Below are 25,793 nucleotides of genomic sequence, written 5' to 3'. Positions count from 1 at the left end.
AGAGGGGGCGTTTTTCTAAAGCCGTCGCTCGAGATAGGTCACGGTCTTCTTGCCGCCGTGGATCTCCGCCGTCCCAACGGGAACAAAGCCCAGCGCGGCGTGGAAGGCGTCTGAAGCCGGATTGGGCGGGTCCGAGTTGACCTCGCAGACGATCCGCTCGTGTCCCGCCGTTCTGGCCGCGGCGAAAAGATCGTCATACAGCGCGCGCGCCAGTCCCCTGCCCCGCGCGCTGTCGGCGACGACGACGCGGTCGACATAGACAAATTTCGGATAGCGTTCGCGAAACCACAGGAAGTTGGGACTGTCGTAGTCCGCGCCTTGGTCAAAGGTCAGCAACAAGGCGTCCGCAACGCCGACGCGACGCGCCAGGAACGCCTGCTCGACCAGATGCGCCAGTCGCGCGGGCTCCAGCCATGACAGTTCCACAGCATGCGCGTTGTTCAACGCCAGCAAGTCCGCCCCATCGGGCGCGTCGAGATCGGCGACGGCGAGCGGTGTCGAAAGTCGGCTCATGACCTCTCCTGCAGGTGGCGCGTCAGTCGAGCAGGCCTCAGCCTCGCGCCACCTTGCAAAGGTTTAATCCACCTGTCGGGCTTGTAACTTTCCTCACCACGGCGCGACGGGCACCGTCGAGATCAGGCGAGTACGCCAGCAATATTCGGGTTGGGAGCGGAAGCGGTCCCCGCGGTTTGAGCCACCGCGAGGACCGTCCCACCCGAAGGTGAGACGTGGCCCCCTCCACGTCTCCGCGAGGGGCCCCGGATCGTCGCCGGGGCCCCTCTTAGCCTAGGCCGCCTTGGCGGCGTCGACGTCGTCGGCGCCGTGCGACCACTTCTTGAGGACCGGCGAGAGCAGCAGGAAGCCGATCCCGATCACGACCGACACAAGGCCGATGATGTTGAAGACCTTCAACGACGCGGCCAGGGCTGCGCCAGGGTCGAGCACCTGACCGCCGACCGTCTCGGTGGCCGCCAGGCCGGCGATCTTGCCGCCAACCCACTGGGCGATGGCGACCGCCATGAACCAGACGGCCATCATGAACGACACCACCGAGGCCGGCGACAGCTTGGTCATCTGCGACAGGCCGACCGGCGACATGCATAGCTCGCCGGTGGTGTGCAGCATGTACATCAGGACCAGGAAGATCAGCGGCAGCTTGAAGGCGCCGTCGGCGAAGGTGGAGCCCCACTGCAGCAGCAGGAAGCCGGCGCCGACCTGGATCAGGGCTAGGCCGAACTTGATCACCGGGTTCGGGTCCTTGCCGCGCCGGCCCAGGAAGGTCCAGACCGCGGCGAACACCGGCGCGAAGATCAGGATCCAGCCGGCGTTCAGAGCCTGGGTCTGGGGGGCGTTGAAGCTGGTGTCGACCCAGAAGGTCGAGGCCGCGTCGATGCCGGCCTTGGCCAGCTGGTCCGGGGTGGCCAGGGTCACCGCGCCGTTGAACAGCGCCAGAGGCTCGCGGACCAGATCCAGTTGGACATTGGTGGCCGCAAAGAGGCTGAGCGACGAGCCGGCCTGTTCGAACAGGGTCCAGAACACCACCGCGCCGAAGATCAGGAACACGGCCAGAGCCAGGCGCTCACGCTCTTCCTTGGCGCACTTGGTGAACATGAACCAGCCGATGTAGCCCAGTGAGGCCAGGATGCCGATGTTGAGCGCGACGCCGACGATGGCGTTGAACTGAACAAGGTAGAAGATGCCGATCAGGCCCAGCAAAGACAGGCCGTAGATGGCCAGTTCGCGATTGATCGGGCCGGCGACCTTCTCTTTCAGAACCTTGGGCTGCGGCGGTTCGGCCTTGCCGTCCAGCCAGGGCTTGCCCAGCACGAAGACGACGAAGCCGGCCAGCATCCCGATCCCGGCGAGGCCAAAGCCCGCCCACCAGCCGACATTGACGCCCAGCAGGCCGCAGAGGATCGAGGCCCAGAACGAGCCGAGGTTGATGCCGTAGTAGTAGAGCGTGAAGCCCGGATCGCGGCGCGGATCGCCCTGCGGATAGAGCTGGCCGACGATGGTCGAGATGTTCGGCTTCAGGAAGCCGACGCCCAGGATGATCAGCGACAGCGAGAACCAGAAGATGTTGAGATACAGCGGGTCGCGACCCGTGACGTCCAGCTTGTAGTCGGCCTTCGGCAGCACGGCCGGCAACGGCGCGTTGGCCGGCAGGCCCTTGATCTCGAAATCGCCGACCTTGGTGGCGGCGACCTCATAGGGTTTGCCGTCGACGACCAGCTTGGCTTCGCGGTTCTGTCCGCGGCCCTCGGCCTGGAACTCGTAGGTGGCGCCCTGATAGGTCAGGGTCTGGACGGCGGGCTTGCCTTCGATGGCCATGGCCAGGTGACCCGCGACCAGCAGCACGGCGCCGAACGCCACGGCCTTGCGCGTGCCCAGCCACTTGTCGGCCAGGAAGCCGCCCAGCAGCGGCACCAGATAGACCAGCGCGGTGTAGGACCCGTAGTGGCCGGACGCGACCTTGGGATCGAACAGGAAGTGCTGCGTGAGGTAGAAGATCAGGATGGCGCGCATGCCGTAGTAGGAGAAGCGCTCCCACATTTCAGCCAGGAAGCAGATGATCAGGCCGCGCGGATGGCCTTTCAGCAATTGGACAAGGACCGGGATGCCGGTCACGAGCGTGACCAGAATACCCACGGCGATAACGATGTTCATACGCTAGCCTTGAAACGTAACGAGAGGCGGAAACCGACCCCCCATGTGGTCAAATCGTCCCCGCCGGCCCCAATTTGGCGGCGAGAAGACCACGCGAGAGACGGTTTCACAAGCAACGGCTTGCGCCGGGTTGTCTAAGCGCCTTCGCAAGGCCTGAAGCTTGGCTGGCCTCCGGTGCGTTTAAGGGCGTGACCCGAACGCGGATGGGAGCCCCAGACCATGAAGACGCCCGACGAAACCCACCCCCTTCACCTGACGCCGGCGCCCGGTGTGGTGCGTGTGCTCTTCGAGGGCCACGAGATCGCCGACAGCGATGATGTTCTGGTGTTGCAGGAAGCGAACTACCCGCCCGTCTACTATTTCCCGCGCGACGACGTCCAAATGGCGTTCCTGCGCCGGACGGACAAATCCACCCACTGCCCCTACAAGGGGCAGGCGTCCTACTTCACGATCTATCGAGATCGCCAGGTGATCGAGGACGCGGTCTGGTCCTATGAGTCGCCCTACCCGGCGCTCGAGGCGATCGCCGGTCGCCTGGCCTTCTATCCCGAGCATGTCGAGTTCCAGCTTGGCGACCTGACGCCCGCGCAGACGCAAGCCTTGGATGTGGGGGAGGTGATCCGACACACTGACAGCGGGTCGGGAACAAGCCAGGCCGAGCGCTGGCCGCCCAATGTCGCCATGCCCGACCCCGAGCGCGAGGAGCGCGACATCGACACCCCCTACCGCGACATTGGGTCCCCTTGATCCAAACCGCGAATTAAGGCGCTTTTAACCCCTAGGAGCGCGACCATCGCTCCAGCGTCCGTCAGAGACGCCCGGAGGAAACCATGGCCTACGTCTCTTATGATCAGGCTGTTCACGCGACCGTAATCCGGCCGCAGCGCCGCTTCGCCTGGGGAAGACTTGTGGCGCTGGCCGCGACGATCGGACTTTGGGCGGGACTGATCGTGGGATTGCGCGCGATCTTCTAACCCGCCCGGCGCCTAGAGCCTGTCTGGTTTAGACGGAACCATCTAAACCAGATAAAAATACAACAAAATCAAACAATTAGCCCCAAACGCTTTAGATGATTCCATCTAAAGCTAATGGGCTCTAGTAGGCGCAGTCGGTGAAGACGCGGTCGATGTCACCGCCCCAGGCGCCGTTGTAGAGCGACAGCAGCTTCTCGGCCGGGGTGACCCCGCTGTCGGCGATCTGCTCAAGTTCGCCCAGATAGATCGTCTCGTCCAGGAACCCGCCGTTCAGCAGGGCGCGGTTCTTCAGGCCCGATTTGGCGATGGCGACAAAGTCCCTGGCCACGTCCTGGGCGGTGCGACCGGCGACCTTGGCCTTGAGGCCAAGCTTGGGCACGTCGCGACGCAGGCCCTCACGGTCCTCCAGCGTCCAGTCCTTGCAAAGGTCCCAGGCCGCCGCCAGCGCCGCGTCATCGTAGAACACGCCGGTCCACAGGGCCGGGAGAGCGCACAGGCGGCTCCAGGGCCCGGCGTCAGCGCCGCGCATTTCCAGATAGGTCTTCAGGCGCACTTCGGGGAAGGCCGTGGTCGTATGGTCAGCCCAGTCCTTCATCGTGGCGATTTCGCCGGGCAGTTCCGGAAGCTTGCCCTCGATGAAGTCGCGGAAGCTGCGGCCGGCGACGTCGATGTACTTGTCGCCGCGCTTGACGAAGTACATCGGCACATCGAGCGCATAGCGGGCGTAGCGCTCGAAGTCGAAGCCGTCCTCGAACACGAAATCCAGCAGGCCCGTGCGGTTGGGATCGGTGTCGGTCCAGACATTGGCCCGGGCCGAGAGGAAGCCGTTCGGCTTGCCTTCCGTGAATGGAGAATTGGCGAACAGGGCCGTGGCGATCGGCTGCAGGGCCAGGCTCATGCGGAACTTGGTGACCATGTCGGCTTCGCTGGAGAAGTCGAGATTGGCCTGCACCGTGCAGGTGCGCAGCATCATGTCGAGGCCCAGATTACCGACCTTGGGCATGTAGTTGCGCATGATCACGTACCGCCCCTTGGGCATGATCGGCACCTGCGCGCGCGTCCACTTGGGCGAGAAGCCCAGACCCGTGAAGCCCAGGCCCAGCTCGTCGGCGACGGTCTTGACCTCGTCCAGGTGCTGGCCGGTCTCCTCGCAGATCTCGTGCATGGTCGAGAGCGGCGCGCCGGACAGCTCGAACTGGCCGCCCGGCTCCAGGCTTACATTGGCCCCGTTGCGCTCGAGACCGATAATGACCTCGCCTTCCATGACCGGGGTCCAGCCAAAGCGCTGCAGGCCAGTCAGAAGGGCGTGGACGCCCTTGTCGCCCTCGTAGGGCACGGGCTCATGCGAGCCGAGATAGAAGCCGAACTTCTCGTGCTCGGCGCCCACGCGGAAGGCGTCCTTGGACTTGGAGCCCTTGGCGAAATATTCGGTCAGATCGGCGAGCGTCAGCTGGCGCTCTTGGTCGTTAGCGGTCTCGGCCATGCAAGCCGTCCCTCCCCAGGGTGCAGTGCTGCTGGAGGAGAGGGCCCATGCTCTCCGCCGACGGCGATACTATTCAGTCACGCCCAGTTGGGCGTTTTCTTTGCGAACCTCAAGGGGCCAGCTCGAGCTAATCTGCGTGCTAGCGCCAATCCCCGGCAGCAGCCTGCCAGAGAGTCATGGCCGAAATGGCCGCCGTGTCGGCGCGCAGGATGCGCGGGCCCAGCGACACCGGCGTGACAAATGAAAGTCCGCGCAGGCGCTCGCGCTCCTCTGGCGCGAAGCCGCCTTCGGGGCCGATCAGGATGGCGGCCGGACCGCCGGTTCCCGCCAGAGCCTTGATCGCAGGCTTGGCGTCGCCGCCCTCGTCGCAGAACACCAGGCGGCGGGCCGGATCCCATCCGTCCAGGATCTTGTCCAGCTTCTCCGGGTCGGCGACCTCGGGCACGTCGAGGCGTCCGGTCTGCTCGGCGGCCTCCATGGCGATGGCGTCCAGGCGCCCCAGCTTGACGAAGTCGACATTCGTCCGGCGCGTGATGGTCAGGCGCACCCGGCGCGCGCCAAGCTCAGCCGCCTTCTCGACGATGGTTTCAACCCGGCCGCGCTTGACCATCGCAACGATCAGATCAAGGTCCGGCCCCAGATGCATTGGCCGAGTCAGTTCCTCGGCTTTCAACAGACAGCCGCGCTTGGTGGCCTCGACGATGGTCGCCCGCCATTCGCCGTCGCGACCGTTGAACAGCAGAAGCTCGGCGCCGACGGACAGGCGCATCACCGAGGTCAGGTAGCGCGACTGGTCGACAGTCGGGACGACGCCGGCCCCGGCGGAGAGAGCGTTGGGAACGAAGAGACGGATCATGTCGTCCTTCTAGCGCAACTCGAGCGGCTGAGGCGAAAGTGTAAAGCGGTTTCGCCGCCCGAAGGCGCGACAAACAGGCAATTTCGGGGGTAGGCTCGCCAGATGAGCAAGTCCGAAGACTACGAGACCGAACTCGTCCAGCTGCAGCTGGCGCTGATCGCCCTGCAGAAGAAGGCGATCAAGGACGGCGACAAGATCCTCGTCGTCTTCGAGGGCCGCGACGCCGCCGGCAAGGACGGGACGATCGCCCGCATCACCGAACACCTGTCGCGACGCGCCACCACGGTGGTGGCCCTGCCCAAGCCCACAGACCGCGAACGCAGTGAGTGGTACTTCCAGCGCTATGTCGACTGGCTGCCGGCCTGCGGCGAGGCGGTGCTGTTCAATCGCTCCTGGTACAACCGCGCCGGCGTCGAGCGGGTGATGGGCTTTTCGACGCCGCAGCAGCAGGAGCAGTTCCTGCGCGACGTCCCCGCCTTCGAGCGCATGCTGGTCGAGAACGGCCTGCGCTATGTGAAGTTCTGGCTGGACATCAGCCGCGACGAGCAGGCCAAGCGCCTGAAGTCCCGCCGCGAGGATCCGCTGAAGGCCTTCAAGACCAGCGATCTCGACAAGTACGCTCAGGAAAAGTGGGACGACTACACCGCCGCCCGCGACGACATGCTGATGCGCACCCACAGCGATGTCTCGCCCTGGATCTGCGTCCGCGCCGACAACAAGAAGGCCGCGCGGCTCAACGTCATTCGCTGGCTGCTGCATGCGGCGGGCGACAAGAAGATCCTCAAGAGCGTAGCGAAGCCCGATCCGGCGGTGATCTTCCCGTTCGAGCCGGCGACGCTGGAGGACGGAAGGCTGGCGCGGTAGCGTCACGCCTTTGGATCTTCTGCGGACCTGACACCAAAGCTCGGCTCAAGCCCGTCTGGTTGGGCGGTCGGAATCAAGTTGGACCGCCGCCAGACTTGTGATCTCTGCGATAGGTGGAGTTCTGCGATGGTCGCCGGGGGGGAGGTCGCGCCATGTCCAAATTCGAGTTCTTCATGGGGTTCTACGGAATCTTGCTGGGCATAGGCCTGGCGGAACTCCTGCTCGGGTTTGGAAAGCTCATTCGCGCCCGGATCCGACCCAAGATCGGACTGCTCACGCCCGCAGTCGGCGTGCTGGTCTTTCTGCAATTGACCGCGTCGATGATCGACGCGTGGCTTCGCTTGCAGAACCTCCGCATCGATCTGATCGATCTGGCCATCCCGATCATTATCGGCGTGGCTTACTTTCTCGCCGCCATCACGGTGACGCCGGACGATCACGCCGCCTGGCCAGATCTTGACGACTATTTCTTCGCGCGCCGCAACTGGATCCTAGGCCCGATCATTGGTGTCTTCTTTCTCACCCTGGCGATCGAGATCCCGAGCACGATCCATATGATCGAGCAGAGCCAATGGGAAAAGCTCACACACTACGTCGGCCTGAACAGCGCAGGCTTGATCGCCTTCCTAGTCGCCTGGCGATCAAAACGGCCAAGGGTCGTCTTGGCCGGCATCATCGGCTGGATCGCGACGCTCATTTTTATTTATTCGGCCTACCTGCGCATCCTCGGCCTGTCCTAACGCGTGAGACGCGCAGCGCTAGCGTCCGCCTTCCGCCGTGCGGCCACCTCCGCGTTCTGCGCCATCCGATAGCGGACGATGTCCGCCACAAGCTCCGGCGACAGCGGCTTGTCCGGCTGGAAGCGGATCGTGCCCTTAGCCGTGTCAAACCGCGCCAGGCGCTCGGCGAACACGTCCATCACCGCGCCTGGATAGAACGCGCAATGCTTCGCCGCCGCGCCGAAGTGGACGAGATTGCCGTTCAGCTTGAAGGTCGGCAGGCCGTAGCTGATCGCTTCGACCGCCTCGGGCGCGGCCGCGCGGATCTGAGCGCGCAGCGTCTCCAGGGCCGCGCGCTGTTCGGCGGGCAGCTTGGCCAGATAGTCGTCAACGGACGCGGCGGGGGGCTTCATCATCGGATGGTCCTCGATCGATTGAACGAAGGACGCTTCAGGAGCGTCCCCGCCGACACCCGCCCTGACTATTTCGCGCCGTAAAGCGCCATCACGTCCTTGCGGAACGCCGCGCCGCTGTCGGGGCGGCTGTAGAACATGTGGCCGCCCGCATAGTTGGCCAGCGTCACGCGGCCGTTCGCCGTCGCCGGCATGGCGTCGACGATCAGGCGCGAGGCGAAGAACGGGCACGACAGATCGTTGTAGCCGTGGACGATCAGAACCTTCAGCTTGGGGTCGACCGAGACGATCTTGCGCAGATCCGAGACCGACTCGGTATCGGGGCCGCGACCGCGATCCCAGTTGCGGTTCACGACGTCCGACAGCGCGTCGTAGCGGCCCTCGGGCTTCCAGCCGACGACGCGGGTGGTGAAGTCGACGATGGCGCTGGTGGTCGGGGCGATGATCGCATCCAGGATCGGATCATTGACCTCCTGGGTCGGGGCGTTGGGGAAAGGATCCAGCGACGTGACGTTGCTGTCGTAGCGGCTGCCCAGGCGCCCCTTGTCACGGAACACCTCGCGCAGGAACGACTGGGTTTCGAGGCGACCGCCGGCGCGACGCACATAGTTGGGGTCCAGCCCCGTCATCGCCGAGACCTTGGCCGTCAGACGGTCCAGGGCGGCGGGGTCGGAGCCCTTCATCAGGTCGACCATGTATTCGCCGCGCGTGTAGTCCTCGACGGCCTTGATGCTCTCGGGCGTCAGCTTGCCGTCGCGCTCCAGCTTGGCCGCAGCGATCGACGGGAGGGTCCACATGGCCGGCAGCGGCGAGATCTCCTGCGAGACGCGGCCGGCGCTGGTCAGCAGCGGCGACACCAGCACCACCCCCTTCACCGCCACGCCCAGATCCGTCTGGAGCGTGTAGGCCAGGCGTGGGCCGCGGAAGCCGCCATAGCTTTCGCCCACGAGGTACTTCGGCGAGGTCAGGCGATCGGTCTTGACCAAGTAGTCGAAGACGATCCGCGACAGGTAGTCGATGTCCTGCTTGACGCCATAAAAGCGCTTCTTGGTCTCGTCCTCATTGACCAGCGAGCGCGAGAAGCCGGTGCCGACGGGGTCGATGAAGACGAGGTCCGTAAAGTCCATCCACGAGGCCGGATTGTCATCCAGCTTGCTGAAATCGGACGGGCTGTCGCCTTCGGCGCCGAACTGCACGCGTTTGGGGCCCAGGGCGAAATTCAGATAGACACTGGCCGCGCCCGGGCCGCCGTTGAAGGCGAAGGTGATCGGACGCTTGGGATCGCGCGGCCCGTCCAGGGTGTAGGCGGTGTAGACCACCTCGGCGATCTTCTTGCCCTTCTCGTCGCGCACGGGCATTGCGCCGACCGTGGCGGTGTAGGCCAGGGTCTTGCCGGCCAGCACCGTGGTCTGCTTGACCGATTTCTCGCTGGGAAACGCGGGCAGGTCCGTTCCGGACTTCTCTGCGGCCGGCTTGTCGCCGCCCTTGTCCTGGGCGAACGCGACGGGACCCGACAGGGCCGCTACGGCGGCGAGGGCCAGGAGACCCGCTCGGAAAGACTGTTTCATCGATACCCCTCCACTGAGGGCGAAATTGCTAGGCCAAGGCGTCCCGCTTCACAACCTTGCGCCGACGTGATGGTGTGGCCCTGCACGGGAGGACCTTGTCATGGACGCCACGCGATCGCGCGACGCCGCCATTCTGCGTCTGGCCATCGGCCTGGCCCAAGGCGTTCTGCTGTTCCTTCTGCAAAAGGCCGACGAGTCCAAGGCCTGGCCCGCGACGCAGCCGATGCTCTACGCGCCGCTGCTGGTCTGCGGGCTGATGATTCCGCTTCTGCCGCTCGCGGCTCTGTCGGCGATGCGTCGCGGGAACCTCTTAGTCTGGACGGCGATCGCCACCGCCCTCACCGCGGTCCTGGCCGTCCACGCCGCCTGGGTCGGCGCCGCGCCCGATCGGATCGGCGTTAGCCCCCTGTCGCCGCCGCTGTTCCTGGCCACGGCCGTGATGCTGTTCATCGCGCACCATCTGGTTCAGCCGGCGGACGCGGCTGGCAAGCTGGTCGCGCCCTATACCGACTATTTCGACCTGACCTGGACCAACGGGGTACGACTGGCGCTGTCGCTGGCCTTCACCGGCGCCTTCTGGCTGCTTCTGTTCCTGGCCGCCGCCCTGTTCAAGCTGATCGGGATATCGGCCATCGGCAAGCTGATCGGCGAGACCGCCTTCGCCTTCCCCGCGACCGGCCTGATGTTCGCCGCCGCCGTGCATATGGCCGTACAACTGACCGAGGCGCGCGCGGGCCTCGTGCGCGGCGCCCTGACCGTGGGCCTGACCCTGCTCACCTGGCTCTTGCCGCTGATGGTGCTGATCGGCGGCGGCTTCCTGGCCACCCTGCCCTTCACGGGCCTGGCGCCGTTGTGGGGCACCAAGGCCGCCACCGCCCTGCTGCTGGCCGCCGCCGCCGCCCTGATCCTGCTGATCAACGCCGCCTACCAGGACGGCGAAGACCCACCGCACCTGATCCCCCGGGTTGCGGCGCGAGTCGCGGGCCTGCTGCTGATCCCGATTGTGATCCTGGCCGGCTACGCCCTGTGGCTGCGGATCGACCAGTACGGCCTGACGCCCGAGCGGGTGTTCGCCGGCGTCTTCCTGCTGGTCGCGATCGGCTTCACGATCGGCTATGCGCTCGCCGCCGTGAAGCCGGGTCCCTGGATGAAGCCGCTGGAGCGGACAAACCCGCTGATGGCGGCGGTTTGCGTCCTGCTGTTGATCGCCCTGTTCACCCCGATCGCCAATCCAGCGCGACTTTCGGTGAACAGCCAGGTGAAGCGCCTGGAAACGGGCAAGGTCTCGGCGGAGAGATTCGACTTCCAGTTCCTGCGCTTCGACTCTGGTCGCTATGGCCGCGATACGCTGGACAAACTCAAGACCCATCCTGACGCGGAGGTCGCCAAGCTCGCCCGCGACGCCGCCGCCAGCACCGAGAAGCGCAATTCGTCGGATAGCGCACAGCCGAACTTCAAGGCCATGGCGGTCTATCCGGCCGGCAAGACACTGCCCCCGAGCTTCGTTACGCAGGACTGGTCAAAGCCATCGGGCTCGAACTGCACCTTCACCGCCATGCAATGTCCGGCGCTCGTCACCGACGTCGACGCCGACGGTAGGGACGAAGTTCTGCTGGCCGAAGGCGACCGCCTGAAGGTCTTCGCTGAAGGCTCGGATCGGACTTGGCGTCTCACCTCGGTGGCGACGGTAGGCTGCGAGACCTACGACCTGGAGGCCTGGATGAAGGCGGGCCCGCCGAGCCTGAGCGAGCCGGTTGCGCGTCGCGACTTGATCCTGGACGGCCGTCGCCTAGCGCTGCAGCCAGCCAGCAAGGATTGTGAGGTCAGCGCTAAGCCACCCCCGCGCTGATCGCATTGAGTCGCGCATAGACCCCGCCCCGCGCCGTCAGCTCGGCATGGCGGCCTTCCTCGACCACGCGACCGCCCTGGAAGACGAGGATCCGGTCAGCGCCGCGCACCGTCGACAGGCGGTGGGCGATGACGATCGTGGTGCGGCCCTCCATCAGCGCCTCGGCGGCCTCTTGGACCTGGCCTTCGGTCTCGACGTCCAGCGACGAGGTCGCCTCGTCCAAAACCAGGATCGGCGCGTCGGCCAGAAAGGCGCGGGCGATGGCCACCCGTTGGCGCTCGCCGCCCGACAGCTTGACTCCCCGCTCGCCGACCAGGGTGTCATAGCCCTTGGGCAGGCCCAGGATGAAGTCGTGGGCGCGGGCCTTGATGGCGGCGTCCTCAACCTCCTCGCGGGTGGCGTCCGGCTTGCCGTAGGCGATGTTCTCAAACAGCGTCCGGTGGAAGAGGGCGGGATCCTGCGGCACCACCGCGATGGCGCGGCGGAGGGAGGCCTGCTTGACCTTGGAGACGTCCTGGCCGTCGATGACCACAGCGCCGTCCTGCAGGTCGTGCAAGCGCTGGATCAGCTTGACGAAGGTCGACTTACCCGAGCCCGTCGGCCCGACCAGGGCCACCCGTTCGCCGGGGGCGATCTTCAGGCTGAACCGGTCATACAGCGGCGCGCCGGCGGCCTTGTAGCGGAAGGTCACGTTCTGGAATTCGATCGCCCCGGGACCCGGCTGGAAGTCGGGGGCGTTGGGGTCATCGGCGATCTGTGGCGCAAGCCGGGTCCACGCGGCGACGTCCTCGGTGTCGTCCAGGCCCTTCTGCAGCATGCGGATGTTTTCGCCGAGATTGCGCAGGTAGCCGCTCATCAGCATGAAGGCGGTGATGGCGAAGGCCACATCGCCGGGCGTGGCCGTGCCCTGCGCCCAGCCCCAGACCATGGCCCCGGTCAGGCCGGCTTGCAGCACCACCAGCAGCAGGTTCTGGCCCAGCCACACATCGGTGAAGCGGTTCCAGGTGACCATCACCGCCTCGCGCCACTGCGCCGTGACCTTGGCCAAGCGCTCGGCCTCGCGGGTTTCTGCGCCGAAGCTCTTGACGGTCGGGTTGGAGGTCACCGCGTCGGCCAGGGCCCCGCCGATCTTTGAATCAAGCGCGTTGGACTTGAGGTTCGACGGCCGCACATAGCGCTCGGTGATGACGAGGTTCACCGTCAGATAGGCGACCACCACGACCAGCGAGATCACGCCCGCCAGCGGTTGCCGCACCAGCATGGCGACGGAGAGACCGACCAGCACGATGACGCCCGGCCCCAGCCAGATCGTCACCGCGTCGGTGACGCTGTCATAACCCCACATGGCGCGGGTCAGCTTGCGCACGGTCGCGCCGGCGAAGCTGTCAGCGTGCCAGTCCGACGAGAAGGCCTGCACCTTGGCGAAGCTCTCGTTGGTCATCTCCTCCATGTTCCGGGCCGCCAGCGGGATCCAGAATCGGTGGGCGATGTTGCGCACCACCGCGAAGGCGAAATAGACGCCGACAAAGATCGCCAGCGCTGACCAGGCCTCTTGGTCGCCGCGCGGCCGAGTGGCGACGGTGTCGACCAGGTGGCCCGAGGCGTAGGGCAGGGCCAGATCGAAGGCGACGGCCACCAGCGTCAGGCCGACGCCCAGGCCAAACAGCACCGGCCGCCGCTTCCAGAACCGGGCGACAAAGCCCAGCACCTGGCGGTTGGACAGCGCGCGTTTACGAGCGCCGGTCTCGTCTTCTTCCTCGAGGATGTCGGTCATGGCGCGGGAGATAGAGCTTTCCCGCCCGCCAGTCAGCCCCGACCGCGTTTCCGCCCGCCGAACGGCCGCCAGCGCAGGAACCAGCGGATCGCGGGGCCCACCACCGGCACGCGCAGCATGGGGCGCACGGCGTGCGGGCGGGTCTTCAGGAAACACAACACCGCGCCGATCCAGAAGACCGTGGTCGGCATGCCCGGCACCACCGCCCCGACCGCGCCGGTGGCCAGTAGCGCGCCGCCCAGTCCGTCCAGCACCCAGCGCTCGACGCGGGTGAGGCGACGGCGGCGCGAACGGCGGTCCTGGACGGCGAAGGCCATGCGCCGATCCTCGCGCCGCGTGACGCCGCTGTCGAGAGAATTGAGAGCGGCTCGCAACACACCGACCCCTTAAGCGGGGCTCAGGCGGAGGGTCGCTTTGCGGGGCGCTTGGGCGAGACGCCGCCGGATGCGCGGGCCGAACTTGGTCGCCGAGGTGAGGCGGACGACCATGGCGTCGTCTCGGGCCTCCGCGAACAGCCGCGCCGCGGCTGTCCACAAGCCCGTGGTCACAGGATACGGCAGGACGATCCCGGCCACGCCGCCGGCCAGCAGCAGGCTCCAGGCCAGGACGCGGAGCGCGGCGCCGAAAAGGGGTGACAGGGTCATAGCGAGAACTCCTCGGGGATACGCCTGAATCTTCCCGCCTAGGGATCAATAAATCCAATTGATCGTTTTTCGCGAAAACATCGATCTTCCCTATGCGACGAGCGCGCCGTTCGCAGGTTAAGCCTCGCGGCATGACCGCCGCCGAAAGCCCTCCTGGCGTCCTCCCCGACGCCGCCGCCACCAACTGGGTCGACCGCCACGCGCCCGAGCGCCTGCGGCCCTGGCTGAAGCTGGGCCGTTTCGACCGGCCTGTGGGGATCTGGCTCTTGATGCTGCCGGGCTGGCAGGGCATCGCCCTTGCGGCCGCTGAGCAGGGCCGGTGGCCCAATCCGCTGCTGCTGGCGGCGGTGTTCGTCGGCGCGGCCCTGATGCGGGCGGCTGGCTGCGCGTTCAACGACATCGTCGACCGCGACTTCGACGCTCAGGTGGCCCGCACGGCGATGCGGCCGATCCCGGCGGGGCTGATCAGCGTCAAGCAGGCCTGGCTGTTCGTGGTCGGCTGCTGCGCGGTCAGTTTCCTGATCCTGATCTGCCTGGGCTGGACCGCGATCCTGCTGGGCGTGCTGTCGCTGGGCCTCGTGGCAGCCTATCCCTTCATGAAGCGGATCACCTGGTGGCCGCAGGCTTGGCTGGGGCTGACCTTCAACTGGGGCGCTCTCCTGGGCTACGCCGCCGCCACCGGCCATCTGTCGTGGTCCGCCGCCCTGCTCTACGCGTCGGGGATCTTCTGGACCCTGGGCTACGACACGATCTACGCGATCCAGGACATCGAGGACGACGCCCTGGCGGGGATCAAGTCCTCGACCCGGCGGCTTGGCCAGCACGTTCAAGTCGGCGTCGCCGGTTTCTATCTGGTCAGCTTCATCCTGCTGGTGATCGCTGGCTGGATGGGCGACATCGGCCCGCTGTTCCTGCCCTTGGCGGCCCTGTTCGCCCTGCACCTGTCGCGCCAGGCCGCCGCCGTGCGGATCGAAGACGGCCCGGGGGCGCTGAAGCTTTTCAAGTCCAATGCGCTGGCGGGTTTTCTGGTGTTCGTGGGGTTGGTGGCCGGGCTGTGGAAGCCGGGCGTTAGCTTCTAACCCTAAGCCCGCGGCCGATCGTGACGCAAGGTCACGCTGTCGAGCCCAGGCGGACTGTGCGATGCTGCGCGCATGGCCGTCGCTCCGCGTGTCAAACCGCAGGACCTGTTCACGCCCGAGGAATGGACGCGGATTTCCGCGCGCTCGTCCTGGCGGGGCGTCTGGATGGTGGCCCATGCCTGGGGCGTGATCCTCGCCGCCGGGGCGCTGTTCGTGGCCTTCCCCAACCCGCTCACCTACGTCCTGGCCGTCATGCTGATCGGCGCGCGGCAATTGGGCCTGGCGATCCTGATGCACGAGGCCGCGCACGGCGGCCTGCATCCCAATCTGAAGGTCAATGACGGGTTGGGCGAGTGGCTGTGCGCCGCGCCGGTGGGCGCCTCGCTGGCCAGCTACCGACCCTATCACCTCAGCCATCACAAATACGCCCAGCAGGCCGAGGATCCTGACCTCGTCCTGTCAGCGCCCTTCCCGACCACGCGGCGGTCGCTGCGCCGCAAGATGATCCGCGACCTGACCGGCCAGACCTTCTTCAAGCAGCGCTTCGGGCCGCTGCTGGGCAAGATGAAGGGGGACACCCCAAAGGGCGCGATCTTCGCCGGCGAGATCGCGCGGCAGCGACCGTTCCTGCTGTGGAACCTCGGCATTCTGGTGGTGCTGTCGGCTCTGGGCCTCTGGTGGGCGTGGCTGGCGCTGTGGATCGTGCCGATGGCCACCTGGTTCCCGCTGGTCACGCGCCTGCGCAACATCGCCGAGCACGCCCTGGTGGCCAAGGACGAGCCCGACCCGTTCCGCCACGCCCGCACCACCCACGCCAACTGGATCGAGCGCGCCCTGATCGCGCCCTACTATGTGAACTTCCATTCGGAGCATCACATGTTCATGCACACCCCGTGCTGGAACCTGCCGCTGGCCCATCGGGTGCTGGAGAAGAAGGGCCTGACCCAGGGCATGCTGACCGCGCCGGGCTATCTGAGCGTGCTGAAGGCCGCATCGAGCAAACCGGTCGCGGCCTGAGCCGCCGGCCTCGCCCTTCGACAGACTCAGAGTGAGGCCGCTTCAAGCGCCGCGCCCGAAATCCTCATCCTGAGCTTGTCGAAGGATGAGGATTTCGGCTCCCCAGGTCGGGCCAGCAGTGCTCTAACGCCGCCCATGATCGTCCAGACCCTGGAAGGCCGCCGGGCCTTCATCCGCGACAACACCCAGCTCTTGCACCCGCCGCATGCGCCGGAGCTCGTGCTGCATCTGGCCGACGAGGTCACGCCGCTGTGGAAGCTGACCGAGGAGGCGCTGGAAGAGATCGGCTTGCCGCCGCCGTTCTGGGCCTTCGCCTGGGCCGGCGGCCAGGCCCTGGCGCGTTACATCCTCGACCATCCGCAGACGGTGGCCGGCAAGAGCGTCTTCGACTTCGCCACCGGCTCTGGCCTGGTGGCCATCGCGGCGATGAAGGCGGGGGCGGCAAGCGTGCTGGCCAATGACATCGACATCTTCTGCGAGGCGGCTGTCACCCTGAACGCCGAAGCCAACGGCGTATCCGTCGCCTTCACCGAGGCCAATCTGCTGGGTGGGCCACCGCCGGAAGCGCAGATCCTGCTCGCCGGCGACATCTGCTACGAAAAGCCGATGGCCGAGGCGGTGATGGACTGGCTGCGGCGCGGCCGCGCCCAGGGTTCGACGGTGCTGATCGGCGATCCGGGCCGCACCTACTTCCGCAAGGACGACCTGGTGAAGCTGGCCGAGTACCAGGTCGAGACCACCCGCGAGTTGGAGGACATGGCGATCAAGCGCACCAGCGTCTGGACTCTGCCCTGAGCGCCAACTAGAACAATTTAGGAACATCAGAGGCAAAGACCCACCATGCGCGAAGACGGCAAGATCGACTACATCGAGTGGCCCGGCGGCGATCTCCCGGCGACCAAGAGCTTCTACGCGTCGGCCTTCGGCTGGAGCTTTGCCGATTACGGACCTGACTATGTGGCGTTCGAGGGGCAAGGAACCGACGGTGGCTTCGCCAAGCCGCAGGAAGGCTCCAGCGACAAGCCGCTGGTGATCCTCTACGCCCACGACCTTGAGGCCATGCTCGACAAGGTGACCAAGGCTGGCGGCGTGATCACCGCGCCGATCTTCAGCTTCCCGGGCGGACGTCGCTTCCACTTCACCGACCCGTCGGGTAACGAGCTTGGCGTCTGGAGCGCGACGGGGGTCGAGTAGTGTCGATGCGTCAGACGGGCTTGAGTCTGCTTATGCTGTCGATCGCAGGCGTCGCTCACGCCGAGGATCCGCCGCCCGCGCCGGTTCCCGCCGAGGTTCGCGCGTTGGAGGGCTGCTGGCGCGGCGACGGCGATGTGATGGGCAAGGCGGTCGAGATCACCCTGGTCGCGCGCCCCGCCGCCCTCGGAACCCTGCTGACCGTCGACGCCGACAGCCACGCCAAGGCCGATCCCCAGGATCGCTATGTCGCCCATTTGATCTTGGCCGGTCGCGCCGCGCCGCCCAAGACGGGTCCGGCGACAGGCGTCTCGGGCTTCTGGGCCGACAGCTTCGGCGGTGACGCGACGGCGGTGGGCAAAGGCGAGGCCCAGTCCGGCGGTTTCGACATCGCCTACGCCTATCCCGACGCCAGCTTCCTCAATCGCTGGCGGCGCGACGGCGACAGCCTGACCTGGACGATCGTCATCCCTAGCGGCGGCAAGGAGAACGTCTTCGCCCGCTACGCGCTCACACGCCAGGCCTGCCCAAAGACTTAGGAACCGCCCCGCATCAAACCGTCACACAGCGCCGCTAACGTCCGTCGCCTGACGATCGGGCGCGGGGGCTGGGCGAGATGGGCGACAAGAGCTGCGGATCCTGCGGCCTGTGCTGCAAGGTGCTGGCCATCGACGCCCTGGAAAAACTCCAGGGCGCGTGGTGCGGGCACTTCCAGAAGAGCGGCGGCGGCTGCGGCTTCTACGAGCACCGCCCGGCCGCCTGCCGCGCCTTCACCTGCCTATGGTTGACCCAGGACCGGCTGGGCGACGAGTGGCGGCCCGACAGGGCCGGCTTCGTCATGTATGTCGACCGCGACGGCAAGCGCCTGAACGTCGTGGTCGACGCCAGCAAGCCCGCCGCCTGGAAGCGCGAACCCTACTACGCCTACATCAAGTCGATGTCGCGACGCGCGTTGGACGGTTTTGAACTGGTGGTCTGCATCGGCGACCGCCGTATCGTGGTGTTCCCGACCGAGGATATCGATCTTGGCGCGCTGCCGCCTGATCGCAAGCTGGTCAGCGGCTATGTCGAGGGCGAGGACGGCCTGACGCCCTTCGCCATGGTGCTGGCCGACGTGGACTAGAACCGGGGATGAAAGTCTCGCGGGGTCCACCCAAAGTCCCGCGCTGCGTCCGAAGAATCGAAGGTGAGGTCCTGGCCCATGCGCGCGCCCATGGCGGTTGTGGCACCGGGATAGAACGGCTTGGCGAGGCGCATCAGCAAGCCAAACAGCCAGATCGGCATTGGCAGGCTGCGGGGCGTCTTGCCCAGCCCCTCGAATACGCGGTCGACCATCACCCGGTAGCTGACCGTTTCGCCGCCGACGAGGTCATAGGCCCGGTTCTGCGCGGCTGGCGCGTGAGCCGCAGCCAACGCGCCCGTCGCCAGGTCTTCGGCGTGGACCGGCTGACGGAGACCCTCCCCTGCTCCCGATAGCGGCATCACATGAAAGCGGCGCACCAGCCGAGCGATGCGGCTGACGTTCTCGTCGTGGCCCTCGTCATAGATCAGGGTGGGCCGCAGGATCGTCCAGGCGACGCCGTTCGCCGCGCACCAATCCTGCACCGCCTGCTCGGCGTCGGCGAGCGACGCGGCCACCGCCCGTTCTCCGGCGTCCGAGGACTGGGTCTTGGTGAACCGACTGGTCGAGGAAAAGGCGACCAGGCGCGCCATGCCGCGCGTCCTCAGCGCCGGCAAGGCGCGCGGCAGGAGCCAGATCGGCGACAGCGAAAACACCGTGGCGGCCACGGGCAGGCGCTCGTCCAGATCCGGATCCTTCAGGTCGCCGCCGACCCAGCAAGCGTCGCCGGGCGGCGGGCGGCGGCTGAAGGCGACCGGGTCAAGGCCCTCATCCTCCAGGCGCGCCATCAAATGGCGGCCGATCAGGCTGGTCGCGCCCAGCACCAGGACCGGCGTCTTCAGGGTGTTCTCAGCGTCCATTCACCACCTATAGTCCCGCACGGGAGGGGTTGCCCATGACCTATGAAGAGGTGCGCGCCTTTGCGTTCCGCCTGCCGGGCGTCGCCGACGGAACAGCCTATGGCCGGCCGTGCCTGAAGGCGCACGGCAAGTTCCTGACCCGCCTGTTCGAGGACGGCGAGAGCCTGGTCTGTCCGGCAGTGCCCTTCGACGAACGCGACATGCTGGTCGAGGCCGAGCCCGACATCTTCCATTTCACCGAGCACTTCCGGAACTATCCCTACGTCCTGGTCCGCCTGGCGCACGCGCACCCCGGGACGGTCGAGCAGCTGGTGCTGCGCCAGTGGCGCGCCACGGCGCCCAAGTCGGTGCTAAAGGCCTGGGACGCCGCCCATCCGACGGAGATTCGATGAAAGGCCCGCTCGCCCTTTGGCGCATCCTGATCGCGCTGGTCGCCTGCCTCGGCCCAACCCTGCAGTACGGCCTGATGGTCTATGACGAGACCCTGGTGTCGGCGGCGGTGAAGTCGGTCGAGTTCTTCAGCTACTTCACGATCCTGACGAACATGCTCGCTGCGGCCGCCCTGACCGCGCCTCTAGCCGCGCCCCGCAGCGCCTTCGCCGCCTGGGCCGAGCGCAGCGGACCGCGCGCGGCGATCGCGACTTATCTGGCGATCACGGCGGTCGTCTATCACACCATGCTGGCCTGGCAGTGGGACCCACAGGGCCTGCGCAAGGTCTCCGACACCCTCCTGCACACCATCACGCCTATCGCCTTCCTCCTGGACGTGGCCCTTCGTGGCGGCCAGGGTCCGCCCCGCTGGATCGTCGCCGGCAAGGCCATGGCCTTTCCGGCCCTGTTCGGGGCCTGGACGCTGGTCCATGGCTCCCTGACAAACTGGTATCCGTACCCCTTCATGGACGTCACCAAGCGCGGCTATCCCAAGGTGCTGCTGACCATGGTGGAGATGAGCGTGGCCTTCGCGCTGGTCGCCCTGATCTTCATCGCCCTGTTGCGCGTTCGGGCCAGGGTGGCGCCCGGCCAAGCCGAGCCCATATCCGCCTGACGTTTCTTTCGGAGCCTTCGATGTCTAAGCTTGTTCCCGCCGTCCGCTCGGGCGACGTCCTGATGCCCGCCCTGGGCTTTGGCACCTGGCAGCTGGAGAACGGGACCGCCGTTCCCCTGGTCGAGAAGGCCCTGGAGATCGGCTACCGCCACATCGACACCGCCCAGATCTACGGCAACGAGCGCGACGTCGGCGCGGCGATCAAGAACAGCGGCGTCAAGCGCGACGAGATCTTCCTGACCACCAAGGTGTGGATCGACAAGTTCGCGGACGGCGACCTGCAGCGCTCGGCCGAAAAGAGCCTGGAAAAGCTGGGCGTCGATCATGTCGACCTCTTGCTGCTGCACTGGCCCAAGCCCGAGGTCCCGCTGGCCGAGACCCTGAAGGCCCTCAACGAGGTCCGCGCCAAGGGCTGGACCCGCGCGATCGGCCTGTCGAACTTCCCCTCCGCCCAGCTGGAAGAAGCCGCCAAGCTGTCGGAGGCGCCGATCGCCACCGACCAGGTCGAGTACCACCCCTACCTGTCGCTGAAGACCCTGAAGGCCAAGGCCGACCAGCTGGGCGTCTCGATCACCGCCTGGTCGCCGCTGGCGCAAGGCAAGGTCGCCCAGGACCCGGTGCTGATCGAGATCGGCCGCGCCCGCGGCAAGACGCCGGGCCAGGTCACCCTGCGCTGGATCATCCAGCAAGGCGTGATCGCTATCCCGCGCACCAGCAACCCGGCCCGCATCGCCGAGAACTTCGACGTGCTGGATTTCGAACTGTCGGACGCCGAGATGACCCGAATCCACGCCCTGGCCCGCCCCGATGGCCGGATCGGCGACTGGCTGGACAAGGCGTATCAGTGGGACGCGGAGTAAGGGTGGCGCATCGGCGCGATCCAAGCTCTTAATCGCCGCCCATACGGAGATCATCCCATGCGCCTCGCCATCGTCGCTCTCGCCGTCCTATCCGTCCCCGCCCTCTCGGCCTGCACCGAGAGCCGGCAGGCCCGGCGCGCCGCGACGTGGAGCGACAAGCCCGCCGACATCGTCTGCTGGTCGTACGGAACTCAGACCTTCGCCGGGCGGTCGACCGGCAAGGTCGAGTATGACGAAGGCGGCCGGATCTCGTTCGTCGACGCCGCCAACGGCCGCTACACGACGGTCGAGGGCGAATGCCGGGTCGTCTACGCGAAATAGCCGGCTATTTCAGGCCGTCCTGGGCCAGGGTGTAGGCGACGATGGCATTGGCGTGACCATGGCCCAGGCCATGTGCGCTCTTCAGCATGGCCACGAGATCCATGTGTTTGGCCGGATAGGCGTCGCGCACGATCTTCTGCCAGCGGGCGACCGGCTGGCCGTAGGTCTTCTCGATCGAGGGGAAGTAGGACGCCGGCCCCTTCACCTTGGTGTCTGACATCAGAAGCGCCTCCCGGTTTGGAGCGCCGATGATGTGTCGCGCGGCCATCGCTCGCAACCGCGCGGACACGACCGCCACCAAAACTCCTTCCGTTTTCAGAGGAACGCGGTTTCATCCGCCTCTGAAAGAGCCTAGGTAAGCCTCAACCTGAGCATAACCTTCGGGACGGGGACGAGATGGACGACGCGGGCGCCAGCTTGCAGGCGATCATGGCGGGGATGGGCCGGACAGCCCGCGAGGGCGCGCGCGCGCTTCGTCTCGCTACGCCAGAGCAGCGCACCGCCGCCATCCAGGCCATGGCCGTCGCCATCCGCGAAGACGCCGACGCCATCCTGGCCGCCAACGCCAAGGACCTGGCCCGCGCCGAAGCCAACGGCGTCTCGGGTCCGATGCTGGACCGCCTGGCCCTGGACGCCGCCCGCCTGGAAGGCGTCGCCGCCGGCGTCGAGGCCGTGGCCGCCATCCCGGATCCCGTCGGCGTCGCCACCTCGCGCTGGACCCGGCCGAACGGCCTGGACATCGCCCGCGTGCGTACGTCGATCGGCGTGATCGCCATGATCTATGAGAGCCGCCCCAATGTGACCGCCGACGCGGCGGCGCTGTGCGTGCGCTCGGGCAATGCGGTGATCCTGCGCGGCGGTTCGGAGTGCATCCACTCCAACCTCGCGATCCACGCTGCGATCGTGCGCGGACTAAAAGCGGCGGGCCTGCCCGCCGCCGCCGTCCAGGCGGTGAAGACGCCCGATCGCGCCGCCGTCGGCATGATCCTGGCCGGGCTCGACAAGACCATCGACCTGATTATCCCGCGCGGCGGCAAGAGCCTGGTGGCCCGCGTTCAGGCCGAGGCCCGCGCTCCGGTGCTGGGTCACCTGGAAGGCCTCAACCACGTCTTCGTCCACGCCGCCGCCGACCTGAAGAAGGCCGTTGATGTGGTGGTGAACGCCAAGCTGCGCCGCGTGTCGGTCTGCGGCTCGGCAGAAACCCTGCTGATCGATCAAGCCGCCGCCGAAAAGCTGCTGCCACCGATCGCCGACGCCCTGATCAAGGCCGGCTGCGAGCTGCGCGGCGACGCCGCCGCCCGCGCCATAGAGCCGACGATGAAAAAGGCGACGGTCGAGGACTGGACCACGGAATATCTGGCGCCGATCCTGTCGGTGGCCGTGGTCGACGGCGTGGCCGGCGCAGCGCGGCATATCGCCTCGTACGGCTCAGGCCATACCGACGCGATCATCACTGAGGATCCGGCGACGGCCGAGGCCTTCATCGCCGAGGTCGATAGCGCCATCGTGCTGGTCAACGCCTCGACCCAGTTCGCCGATGGCGGTGAGTTCGGCTTCGGGGCCGAGATCGGCATCGCCACCGACAAGCTTCACGCCCGCGGCCCGGTTGGGGCCGAGCAACTGACGACGTTCAAGTATGTGGTTCGCGGGACCGGCCAGACTCGTCCCTGAGGCCGGCCGGCCCAACGCCCAGCGCTTGGGGTTCCACCTGGAGCCTGGCATGCGCGTCGGGCTGTTCGGCGGCAGCTTCAATCCGGCGCACGAGGGCCACGCCCACGTGGCCGAAACCGCCATGCGCCGGCTGGAGCTGGACCGGGTGATCTGGCTGGTCTCACCGCAAAACCCGCTGAAGCCCACCCACGAAACCCGCCCCGTCGCCGAACGCATGGCCAATGCCCGCCGCTGGGCGCGCGGATCGGGGATGATCGTCTCGGACGCTGAGACGCGCCTGGGCTCACAATACACGATCGACACCCTGCGCGTGCTGCGGGCCCGCTATCCCGGCGTGAAGTTCGTCTGGATCATGGGCGCCGATAGCCTCGCGACCTTCCACCGCTGGCGCGGCTGGACCCAGATCATGCGCGAGGTGCCTGTGGCGGTGATCTCGCGCCCCTGGATCGCGCTGAAGGCCCGCACCTCGCCAGCCGCCCGCCGCTTCGCCTTCGCCCGCTGGCCGGCCAGCGCTGCGGCCAGACTGCCAGACGCCAAATCGCCGGCCTGGGTCTATCTGACGGGCCCGCTGAACTTCGCGTCCTCGACGGCCATGCGGGCGCGACAGAAGGGCTGAGACGCGCTGCGCGCTGGCGTCCGAGAGCCCGCCGAACGCCGTTCGGCCATCACCCCCTCACGTTTTGTCCAATTCCATGCTAAGAGGGCAATCCACAGCGACCCCATAAGGAGCAATCCGCTGCGTAGCGACCCCGCGCAAAGTGCGCACGAAGGCCCGGCCGGCGCCGAGTCCTCGACTGAATCCCCCGGCCTGAGTCCGGTTTTCGACGTGAAGGCGCTGGAGCGCCTCATCCTCGACCGCCTTGACGACGACAAGGCCCAGGACATCGTCCACATCGACCTGACGGACAAGAGCTCGGTCGCCGACAGCCTGATCGTGGCGTCGGGCCGCTCGCATCGTCACGTCGGCGCTTTGGCCGACCATATCCTGCGCGCCCTGAAGGAAAACGGCTTCGGCAAGGCGCGGGTCGAAGGCCTGCCGCATTGCGACTGGGTGCTGATCGACGCCGGTGACGTCGTCGTCCACCTGTTCCGCCCCGAAGTGCGCAGCTTCTACAACATCGAGAAGATCTGGGCGGTCGACGCCCCGCACCGCACCGCGGCGAACTGATGTTGCTCGGCCGTCGCTCATGAGCGACGGCCTCGAGCTTTTCTCATGAAGATCACCATCCTCACCGTCGGAAAGCTCGGTCGCATGGTCGAGGCGCAGCTGGCCCTGGACTATGCGTCCCGCGCCACCGCGTCCGGCCGCGCGCTGGCGCTCGGTCCTGTCGACATTCTTGAGGTCGAAGCGCGCAAACCCGGCAAGGCCGCCGAGGCCGAGGTGCTGCGCCCACATCTCGAGGGCGCCTATGTCGTGGCGTGCGACGAGCAAGGCAAGGCCTGGAAGAGCCGCGCCTTCGCCGATCATCTGGCGCGGCTGCGTGATGATGGGAACCGCCGTGTGGTGTTCCTGATCGGCGGGGCTGATGGCCTCGATCCCTCGATCCTGTCGGCGGCCAACGAGACCATGGCCTTTGGCGTCCAGACCTGGCCACACGCCCTGGCTCGCGCCATGCTGGCCGAACAGATCTATCGCGCCGCCACCATCCTGTCGGGCTCGCCCTATCACCGCGATTGAGGCAAGAGTGGCGGCGATGTCCCGCTCGCGACTCGTCTTCGCCGTCTGTGCTCTAGCCTTGGCCGCGCCCACGGTCGTGGTCGGCTGGCAGCGCGCCGACGCTGCTTTCGAAGCACAACGCGCCAAGGACCGCCAGCTCGCCGCCGACACCCGGCGCGAGATCGAGGATCTGCGGGCTGAGCTCGATCGCCTTGACCATGCTCGCATCGCCGCAGGGGTGGATGTCGACGCCAAGCGGGCGCGGCTTGAAGCGCTGAACGCGCGCGAAAACAAGATCCTCAGCGACCTCGGGCAAAACCGACAGCGCCTGTCGCGCCTGCTCTCGGCCCTGCAGATGTTCCGCCGCGACCCGCCGCCGGCCCTGCTGGTGTCGCCAGGCGACGCACGCGACGCGGTGCGGGCCGCGATCCTGATCCGGGCCATGACGCCGGATCTGAAGCAGCGGGCCGACGCCTATGGGCGCCAAGCGATTGCGGTCGGGGCTCTGCGGCGTGAAGCCGCAGCCGCGTCGGCCGAGCTGTTCACCGCCGAGAGCGTTGTCGCCGACCGAAAGGGCGAGATCGAACGGCTGATCATCGAAAAGACCGAGCTTGAACGCGCCTACGCTCAGGAGACGCTGACCCAGGCCAACGAACTGAAGACCCTCGGCGCCCTGACCGATGGTCTCGGAAACGCACAGCCCAGCGGCCCGCTCTCCCTTCGCCCCCCGGCGCAGGGCGCGATCATCCGTCGCTTTGGCCAGGAGATGACCGCAGGCGGCAAGTCGCCAGGCTTGACCCTCCGGCCTGAGAGAGGCGCGACCATCGCCGCCCCCGCCGGAGGCGTCGTTGAATACGCCGGGGCGTTGAATGGGTGGGGCGCAGTGCTGATCCTGCGGGTTCAAGGCGCCTATCACGTCGTCCTGGCGGGCCTGGATCAGATCACCGTCTCGCCCGGACAATCTGTCGCGCTCGGCGCCCCGATCGGCAAGATGCCCGCCCCTGTATCCTCGGAGCCGGAGCTCTATATGGAGGTCAGGGAGAACGGCGCGCCGGCCGATCCGGAGCGTTGGCTGAAACAGGAGTCGCGATAGTCGACTTTTTCAGTAATTGTGGCCGTAATTATACCTCCGGTCACGGACAGGGTTGGTCGGGGCTAAAC

Annotated in this window: 31 protein-coding genes and 1 pseudogene; 20 read left to right on the top strand and 12 right to left on the bottom strand. The window is 66.9% G+C overall.

The features are described from left to right. Nucleotides 1-15 precede the first annotated feature (15 nt). The 3 genes and pseudogenes from ACT53N_RS11265 to ACT53N_RS11255 all read right to left on the bottom strand — a co-directional run. Nucleotides 16-513: a GNAT family N-acetyltransferase gene (locus ACT53N_RS11265; RefSeq protein WP_476063983.1), complete on the bottom strand. Its 498-nt coding sequence runs from the start codon at nucleotides 511-513 to the stop codon at nucleotides 16-18. A 273-nt stretch (nucleotides 514-786) separates the two neighbouring features. Continuing rightward, nucleotides 787-2,667 carry a peptide MFS transporter gene (locus ACT53N_RS11260; RefSeq protein ID WP_476063982.1) on the bottom strand — a complete coding sequence of 627 codons (1,881 nt, stop codon included), beginning with the start codon at nucleotides 2,665-2,667 and terminating at the stop codon, nucleotides 787-789. A 3-nt stretch (nucleotides 2,668-2,670) separates the two neighbouring features. Beyond that, nucleotides 2,671-2,796: pseudogene (locus ACT53N_RS11255) on the bottom strand (hypothetical protein); the annotation flags it as partial. A gap of 90 nt (nucleotides 2,797-2,886) precedes the next feature. Here ACT53N_RS11255 and ACT53N_RS11250 point away from each other — a divergent pair. Together ACT53N_RS11250 and ACT53N_RS11245 are read left to right on the top strand one after the other, a co-directional pair. Then, nucleotides 2,887-3,414 (top strand): DUF427 domain-containing protein, encoded by a 528-nt coding sequence (locus tag ACT53N_RS11250; RefSeq protein ID WP_476063981.1) that lies wholly within the window; start codon nucleotides 2,887-2,889, stop codon nucleotides 3,412-3,414. Between the two features lie 83 nt (nucleotides 3,415-3,497). Continuing rightward, nucleotides 3,498-3,641 (top strand): hypothetical protein, encoded by a 144-nt coding sequence (locus ACT53N_RS11245; RefSeq protein WP_476063980.1) that lies wholly within the window; start codon nucleotides 3,498-3,500, stop codon nucleotides 3,639-3,641. Between the two features lie 121 nt (nucleotides 3,642-3,762). On the opposite strand, the gene ACT53N_RS11240 is transcribed toward ACT53N_RS11245, so the two are convergent. Next, nucleotides 3,763-5,124, bottom strand: coding sequence for a glutamate--cysteine ligase (locus tag ACT53N_RS11240; RefSeq protein ID WP_476063979.1), 1,362 nt, complete (start codon nucleotides 5,122-5,124; stop codon nucleotides 3,763-3,765). Between the two features lie 139 nt (nucleotides 5,125-5,263). Beyond that, nucleotides 5,264-5,980 (bottom strand): 16S rRNA (uracil(1498)-N(3))-methyltransferase, encoded by a 717-nt coding sequence (locus tag ACT53N_RS11235; protein ID WP_476063978.1) that lies wholly within the window; start codon nucleotides 5,978-5,980, stop codon nucleotides 5,264-5,266. A gap of 102 nt (nucleotides 5,981-6,082) precedes the next feature. Between ACT53N_RS11235 and ppk2 the strand changes: the two genes are divergently transcribed. Beyond that, entirely contained in the window at nucleotides 6,083-6,844 is a 762-nt protein-coding gene (gene ppk2, locus ACT53N_RS11230; RefSeq protein WP_476063977.1) for a polyphosphate kinase 2, read from the top strand. A 152-nt stretch (nucleotides 6,845-6,996) separates the two neighbouring features. Further along, entirely contained in the window at nucleotides 6,997-7,584 is a 588-nt protein-coding gene (locus tag ACT53N_RS11225) for a hypothetical protein (protein WP_476063976.1), read from the top strand. Here ACT53N_RS11225 and ACT53N_RS11220 read toward each other — a convergent pair. Beyond that, complete coding sequence (locus tag ACT53N_RS11220; protein WP_476063975.1) at nucleotides 7,581-7,979, bottom strand: iron chaperone; 399 nt, start codon at nucleotides 7,977-7,979, stop codon at nucleotides 7,581-7,583. The two genes, ACT53N_RS11225 and ACT53N_RS11220, sit on opposite strands and share 4 nt — an antisense overlap. 65 nt (nucleotides 7,980-8,044) lie before the next feature. Beyond that, nucleotides 8,045-9,544, bottom strand: a complete 1,500-nt coding sequence (locus tag ACT53N_RS11215; RefSeq protein ID WP_476063974.1) for a S10 family peptidase — start codon at nucleotides 9,542-9,544, stop codon at nucleotides 8,045-8,047. A 100-nt stretch (nucleotides 9,545-9,644) separates the two neighbouring features. Here ACT53N_RS11215 and ACT53N_RS11210 point away from each other — a divergent pair, with 100 nt between their 5' ends. After that, nucleotides 9,645-11,393, top strand: coding sequence for a DUF4153 domain-containing protein (locus ACT53N_RS11210; protein WP_476063973.1), 1,749 nt, complete (start codon nucleotides 9,645-9,647; stop codon nucleotides 11,391-11,393). Here the strand turns inward: ACT53N_RS11210 and ACT53N_RS11205 are convergent. The 3 genes from ACT53N_RS11205 to ACT53N_RS11195 all read right to left on the bottom strand — a co-directional run bounded on the left by ACT53N_RS11205 (nucleotide 11,374) and on the right by ACT53N_RS11195 (nucleotide 13,811). Then, nucleotides 11,374-13,167: an ABC transporter ATP-binding protein gene (locus ACT53N_RS11205; RefSeq protein WP_476063972.1), complete on the bottom strand. Its 1,794-nt coding sequence runs from the start codon at nucleotides 13,165-13,167 to the stop codon at nucleotides 11,374-11,376. The genes ACT53N_RS11210 and ACT53N_RS11205 overlap by 20 nt on opposite strands. Before the next feature lie 32 nt (nucleotides 13,168-13,199). Continuing rightward, the gene (locus ACT53N_RS11200) at nucleotides 13,200-13,484 is read right to left on the bottom strand and encodes a DUF454 family protein (protein WP_476063971.1); all 285 of its coding nucleotides are present in this window, start codon (nucleotides 13,482-13,484) and stop codon (nucleotides 13,200-13,202) included. 69 nt (nucleotides 13,485-13,553) lie between these two features. Continuing rightward, the gene (locus ACT53N_RS11195; protein WP_476063970.1) at nucleotides 13,554-13,811 is read right to left on the bottom strand and encodes a hypothetical protein; all 258 of its coding nucleotides are present in this window, start codon (nucleotides 13,809-13,811) and stop codon (nucleotides 13,554-13,556) included. Between the two features lie 131 nt (nucleotides 13,812-13,942). Between ACT53N_RS11195 and ubiA the strand changes: the two genes are divergently transcribed. From ubiA to ACT53N_RS11165, 6 genes are all read left to right on the top strand, one after another. Then, nucleotides 13,943-14,890, top strand: a complete 948-nt coding sequence (ubiA, locus tag ACT53N_RS11190) for a 4-hydroxybenzoate octaprenyltransferase (RefSeq protein WP_476063969.1) — start codon at nucleotides 13,943-13,945, stop codon at nucleotides 14,888-14,890. Between the two features lie 72 nt (nucleotides 14,891-14,962). Further along, a complete protein-coding gene (locus tag ACT53N_RS11185; RefSeq protein ID WP_476063968.1) occupies nucleotides 14,963-15,907 on the top strand; it encodes a fatty acid desaturase family protein in 945 nt (314 codons plus the stop codon). Nucleotides 15,908-16,042: 135 nt separating this feature from the next. Further along, a complete protein-coding gene (locus ACT53N_RS11180) occupies nucleotides 16,043-16,702 on the top strand; it encodes a class I SAM-dependent methyltransferase (protein ID WP_476063967.1) in 660 nt (219 codons plus the stop codon). A 45-nt stretch (nucleotides 16,703-16,747) separates the two neighbouring features. Further along, entirely contained in the window at nucleotides 16,748-17,101 is a 354-nt protein-coding gene (locus ACT53N_RS11175; protein WP_476063966.1) for a VOC family protein, read from the top strand. Between the two features lie 5 nt (nucleotides 17,102-17,106). Further along, nucleotides 17,107-17,637, top strand: coding sequence for a hypothetical protein (locus ACT53N_RS11170; protein ID WP_476063965.1), 531 nt, complete (start codon nucleotides 17,107-17,109; stop codon nucleotides 17,635-17,637). 77 nt (nucleotides 17,638-17,714) lie between these two features. After that, entirely contained in the window at nucleotides 17,715-18,221 is a 507-nt protein-coding gene (locus ACT53N_RS11165; protein ID WP_476063964.1) for a YkgJ family cysteine cluster protein, read from the top strand. On the opposite strand, the gene ACT53N_RS11160 is transcribed toward ACT53N_RS11165, so the two are convergent. After that, nucleotides 18,218-19,078 (bottom strand): NAD-dependent epimerase/dehydratase family protein, encoded by an 861-nt coding sequence (locus ACT53N_RS11160; RefSeq protein WP_476063963.1) that lies wholly within the window; start codon nucleotides 19,076-19,078, stop codon nucleotides 18,218-18,220. The genes ACT53N_RS11165 and ACT53N_RS11160 overlap by 4 nt on opposite strands. A gap of 29 nt (nucleotides 19,079-19,107) precedes the next feature. Between ACT53N_RS11160 and ACT53N_RS11155 the strand changes: the two genes are divergently transcribed. From ACT53N_RS11155 to ACT53N_RS11140, 4 genes are read left to right on the top strand one after another with little or no spacing between them, the layout of a single operon-like run. After that, complete coding sequence (locus tag ACT53N_RS11155; protein ID WP_476063962.1) at nucleotides 19,108-19,470, top strand: MmcQ/YjbR family DNA-binding protein; 363 nt, start codon at nucleotides 19,108-19,110, stop codon at nucleotides 19,468-19,470. Then, a complete protein-coding gene (locus tag ACT53N_RS11150; protein WP_476063961.1) occupies nucleotides 19,467-20,123 on the top strand; it encodes a Pr6Pr family membrane protein in 657 nt (218 codons plus the stop codon). Before ACT53N_RS11155 ends, ACT53N_RS11150 begins: the two co-directional genes overlap by 4 nt. 20 nt (nucleotides 20,124-20,143) lie before the next feature. Then, a complete protein-coding gene (locus ACT53N_RS11145) occupies nucleotides 20,144-20,983 on the top strand; it encodes an aldo/keto reductase (protein WP_476063960.1) in 840 nt (279 codons plus the stop codon). Nucleotides 20,984-21,040: 57 nt separating this feature from the next. After that, the gene (locus ACT53N_RS11140; protein ID WP_476063959.1) at nucleotides 21,041-21,304 is read left to right on the top strand and encodes a hypothetical protein; all 264 of its coding nucleotides are present in this window, start codon (nucleotides 21,041-21,043) and stop codon (nucleotides 21,302-21,304) included. A gap of 4 nt (nucleotides 21,305-21,308) precedes the next feature. On the opposite strand, the gene ACT53N_RS11135 is transcribed toward ACT53N_RS11140, so the two are convergent. Next, complete coding sequence (locus ACT53N_RS11135) at nucleotides 21,309-21,524, bottom strand: DUF4287 domain-containing protein (RefSeq protein WP_476063958.1); 216 nt, start codon at nucleotides 21,522-21,524, stop codon at nucleotides 21,309-21,311. 176 nt (nucleotides 21,525-21,700) lie between these two features. Between ACT53N_RS11135 and ACT53N_RS11130 the strand changes: the two genes are divergently transcribed. The 5 genes from ACT53N_RS11130 to ACT53N_RS11110 all read left to right on the top strand — a co-directional run bounded on the left by ACT53N_RS11130 (nucleotide 21,701) and on the right by ACT53N_RS11110 (nucleotide 25,725). Then, on the top strand, nucleotides 21,701-22,975 hold the full coding sequence (locus ACT53N_RS11130; RefSeq protein ID WP_476063957.1) for a glutamate-5-semialdehyde dehydrogenase: 1,275 nt from the start codon (nucleotides 21,701-21,703) through the stop codon (nucleotides 22,973-22,975). Next, a complete protein-coding gene (locus ACT53N_RS11125; protein ID WP_476063956.1) occupies nucleotides 22,941-23,591 on the top strand; it encodes a nicotinate-nucleotide adenylyltransferase in 651 nt (216 codons plus the stop codon). The genes ACT53N_RS11130 and ACT53N_RS11125 overlap by 35 nt, the downstream gene beginning before the upstream one ends. 120 nt (nucleotides 23,592-23,711) lie before the next feature. Further along, nucleotides 23,712-24,143 carry a ribosome silencing factor gene (gene rsfS / locus ACT53N_RS11120; RefSeq protein ID WP_181242919.1) on the top strand — a complete coding sequence of 144 codons (432 nt, stop codon included), beginning with the start codon at nucleotides 23,712-23,714 and terminating at the stop codon, nucleotides 24,141-24,143. Between the two features lie 45 nt (nucleotides 24,144-24,188). Continuing rightward, nucleotides 24,189-24,653, top strand: coding sequence for a 23S rRNA (pseudouridine(1915)-N(3))-methyltransferase RlmH (gene rlmH, locus ACT53N_RS11115; protein ID WP_476063955.1), 465 nt, complete (start codon nucleotides 24,189-24,191; stop codon nucleotides 24,651-24,653). A gap of 16 nt (nucleotides 24,654-24,669) precedes the next feature. After that, nucleotides 24,670-25,725 carry a murein hydrolase activator EnvC family protein gene (locus ACT53N_RS11110; protein ID WP_476063954.1) on the top strand — a complete coding sequence of 352 codons (1,056 nt, stop codon included), beginning with the start codon at nucleotides 24,670-24,672 and terminating at the stop codon, nucleotides 25,723-25,725. Nucleotides 25,726-25,793: the final 68 nt, after the last annotated feature.

It is taken from the genome of Caulobacter sp. DMC95 (assembly GCF_056313785.1).
Note: the sequence above shows the minus strand (reverse complement) of the source record. Positions and strands in the feature narration are given on the sequence as shown.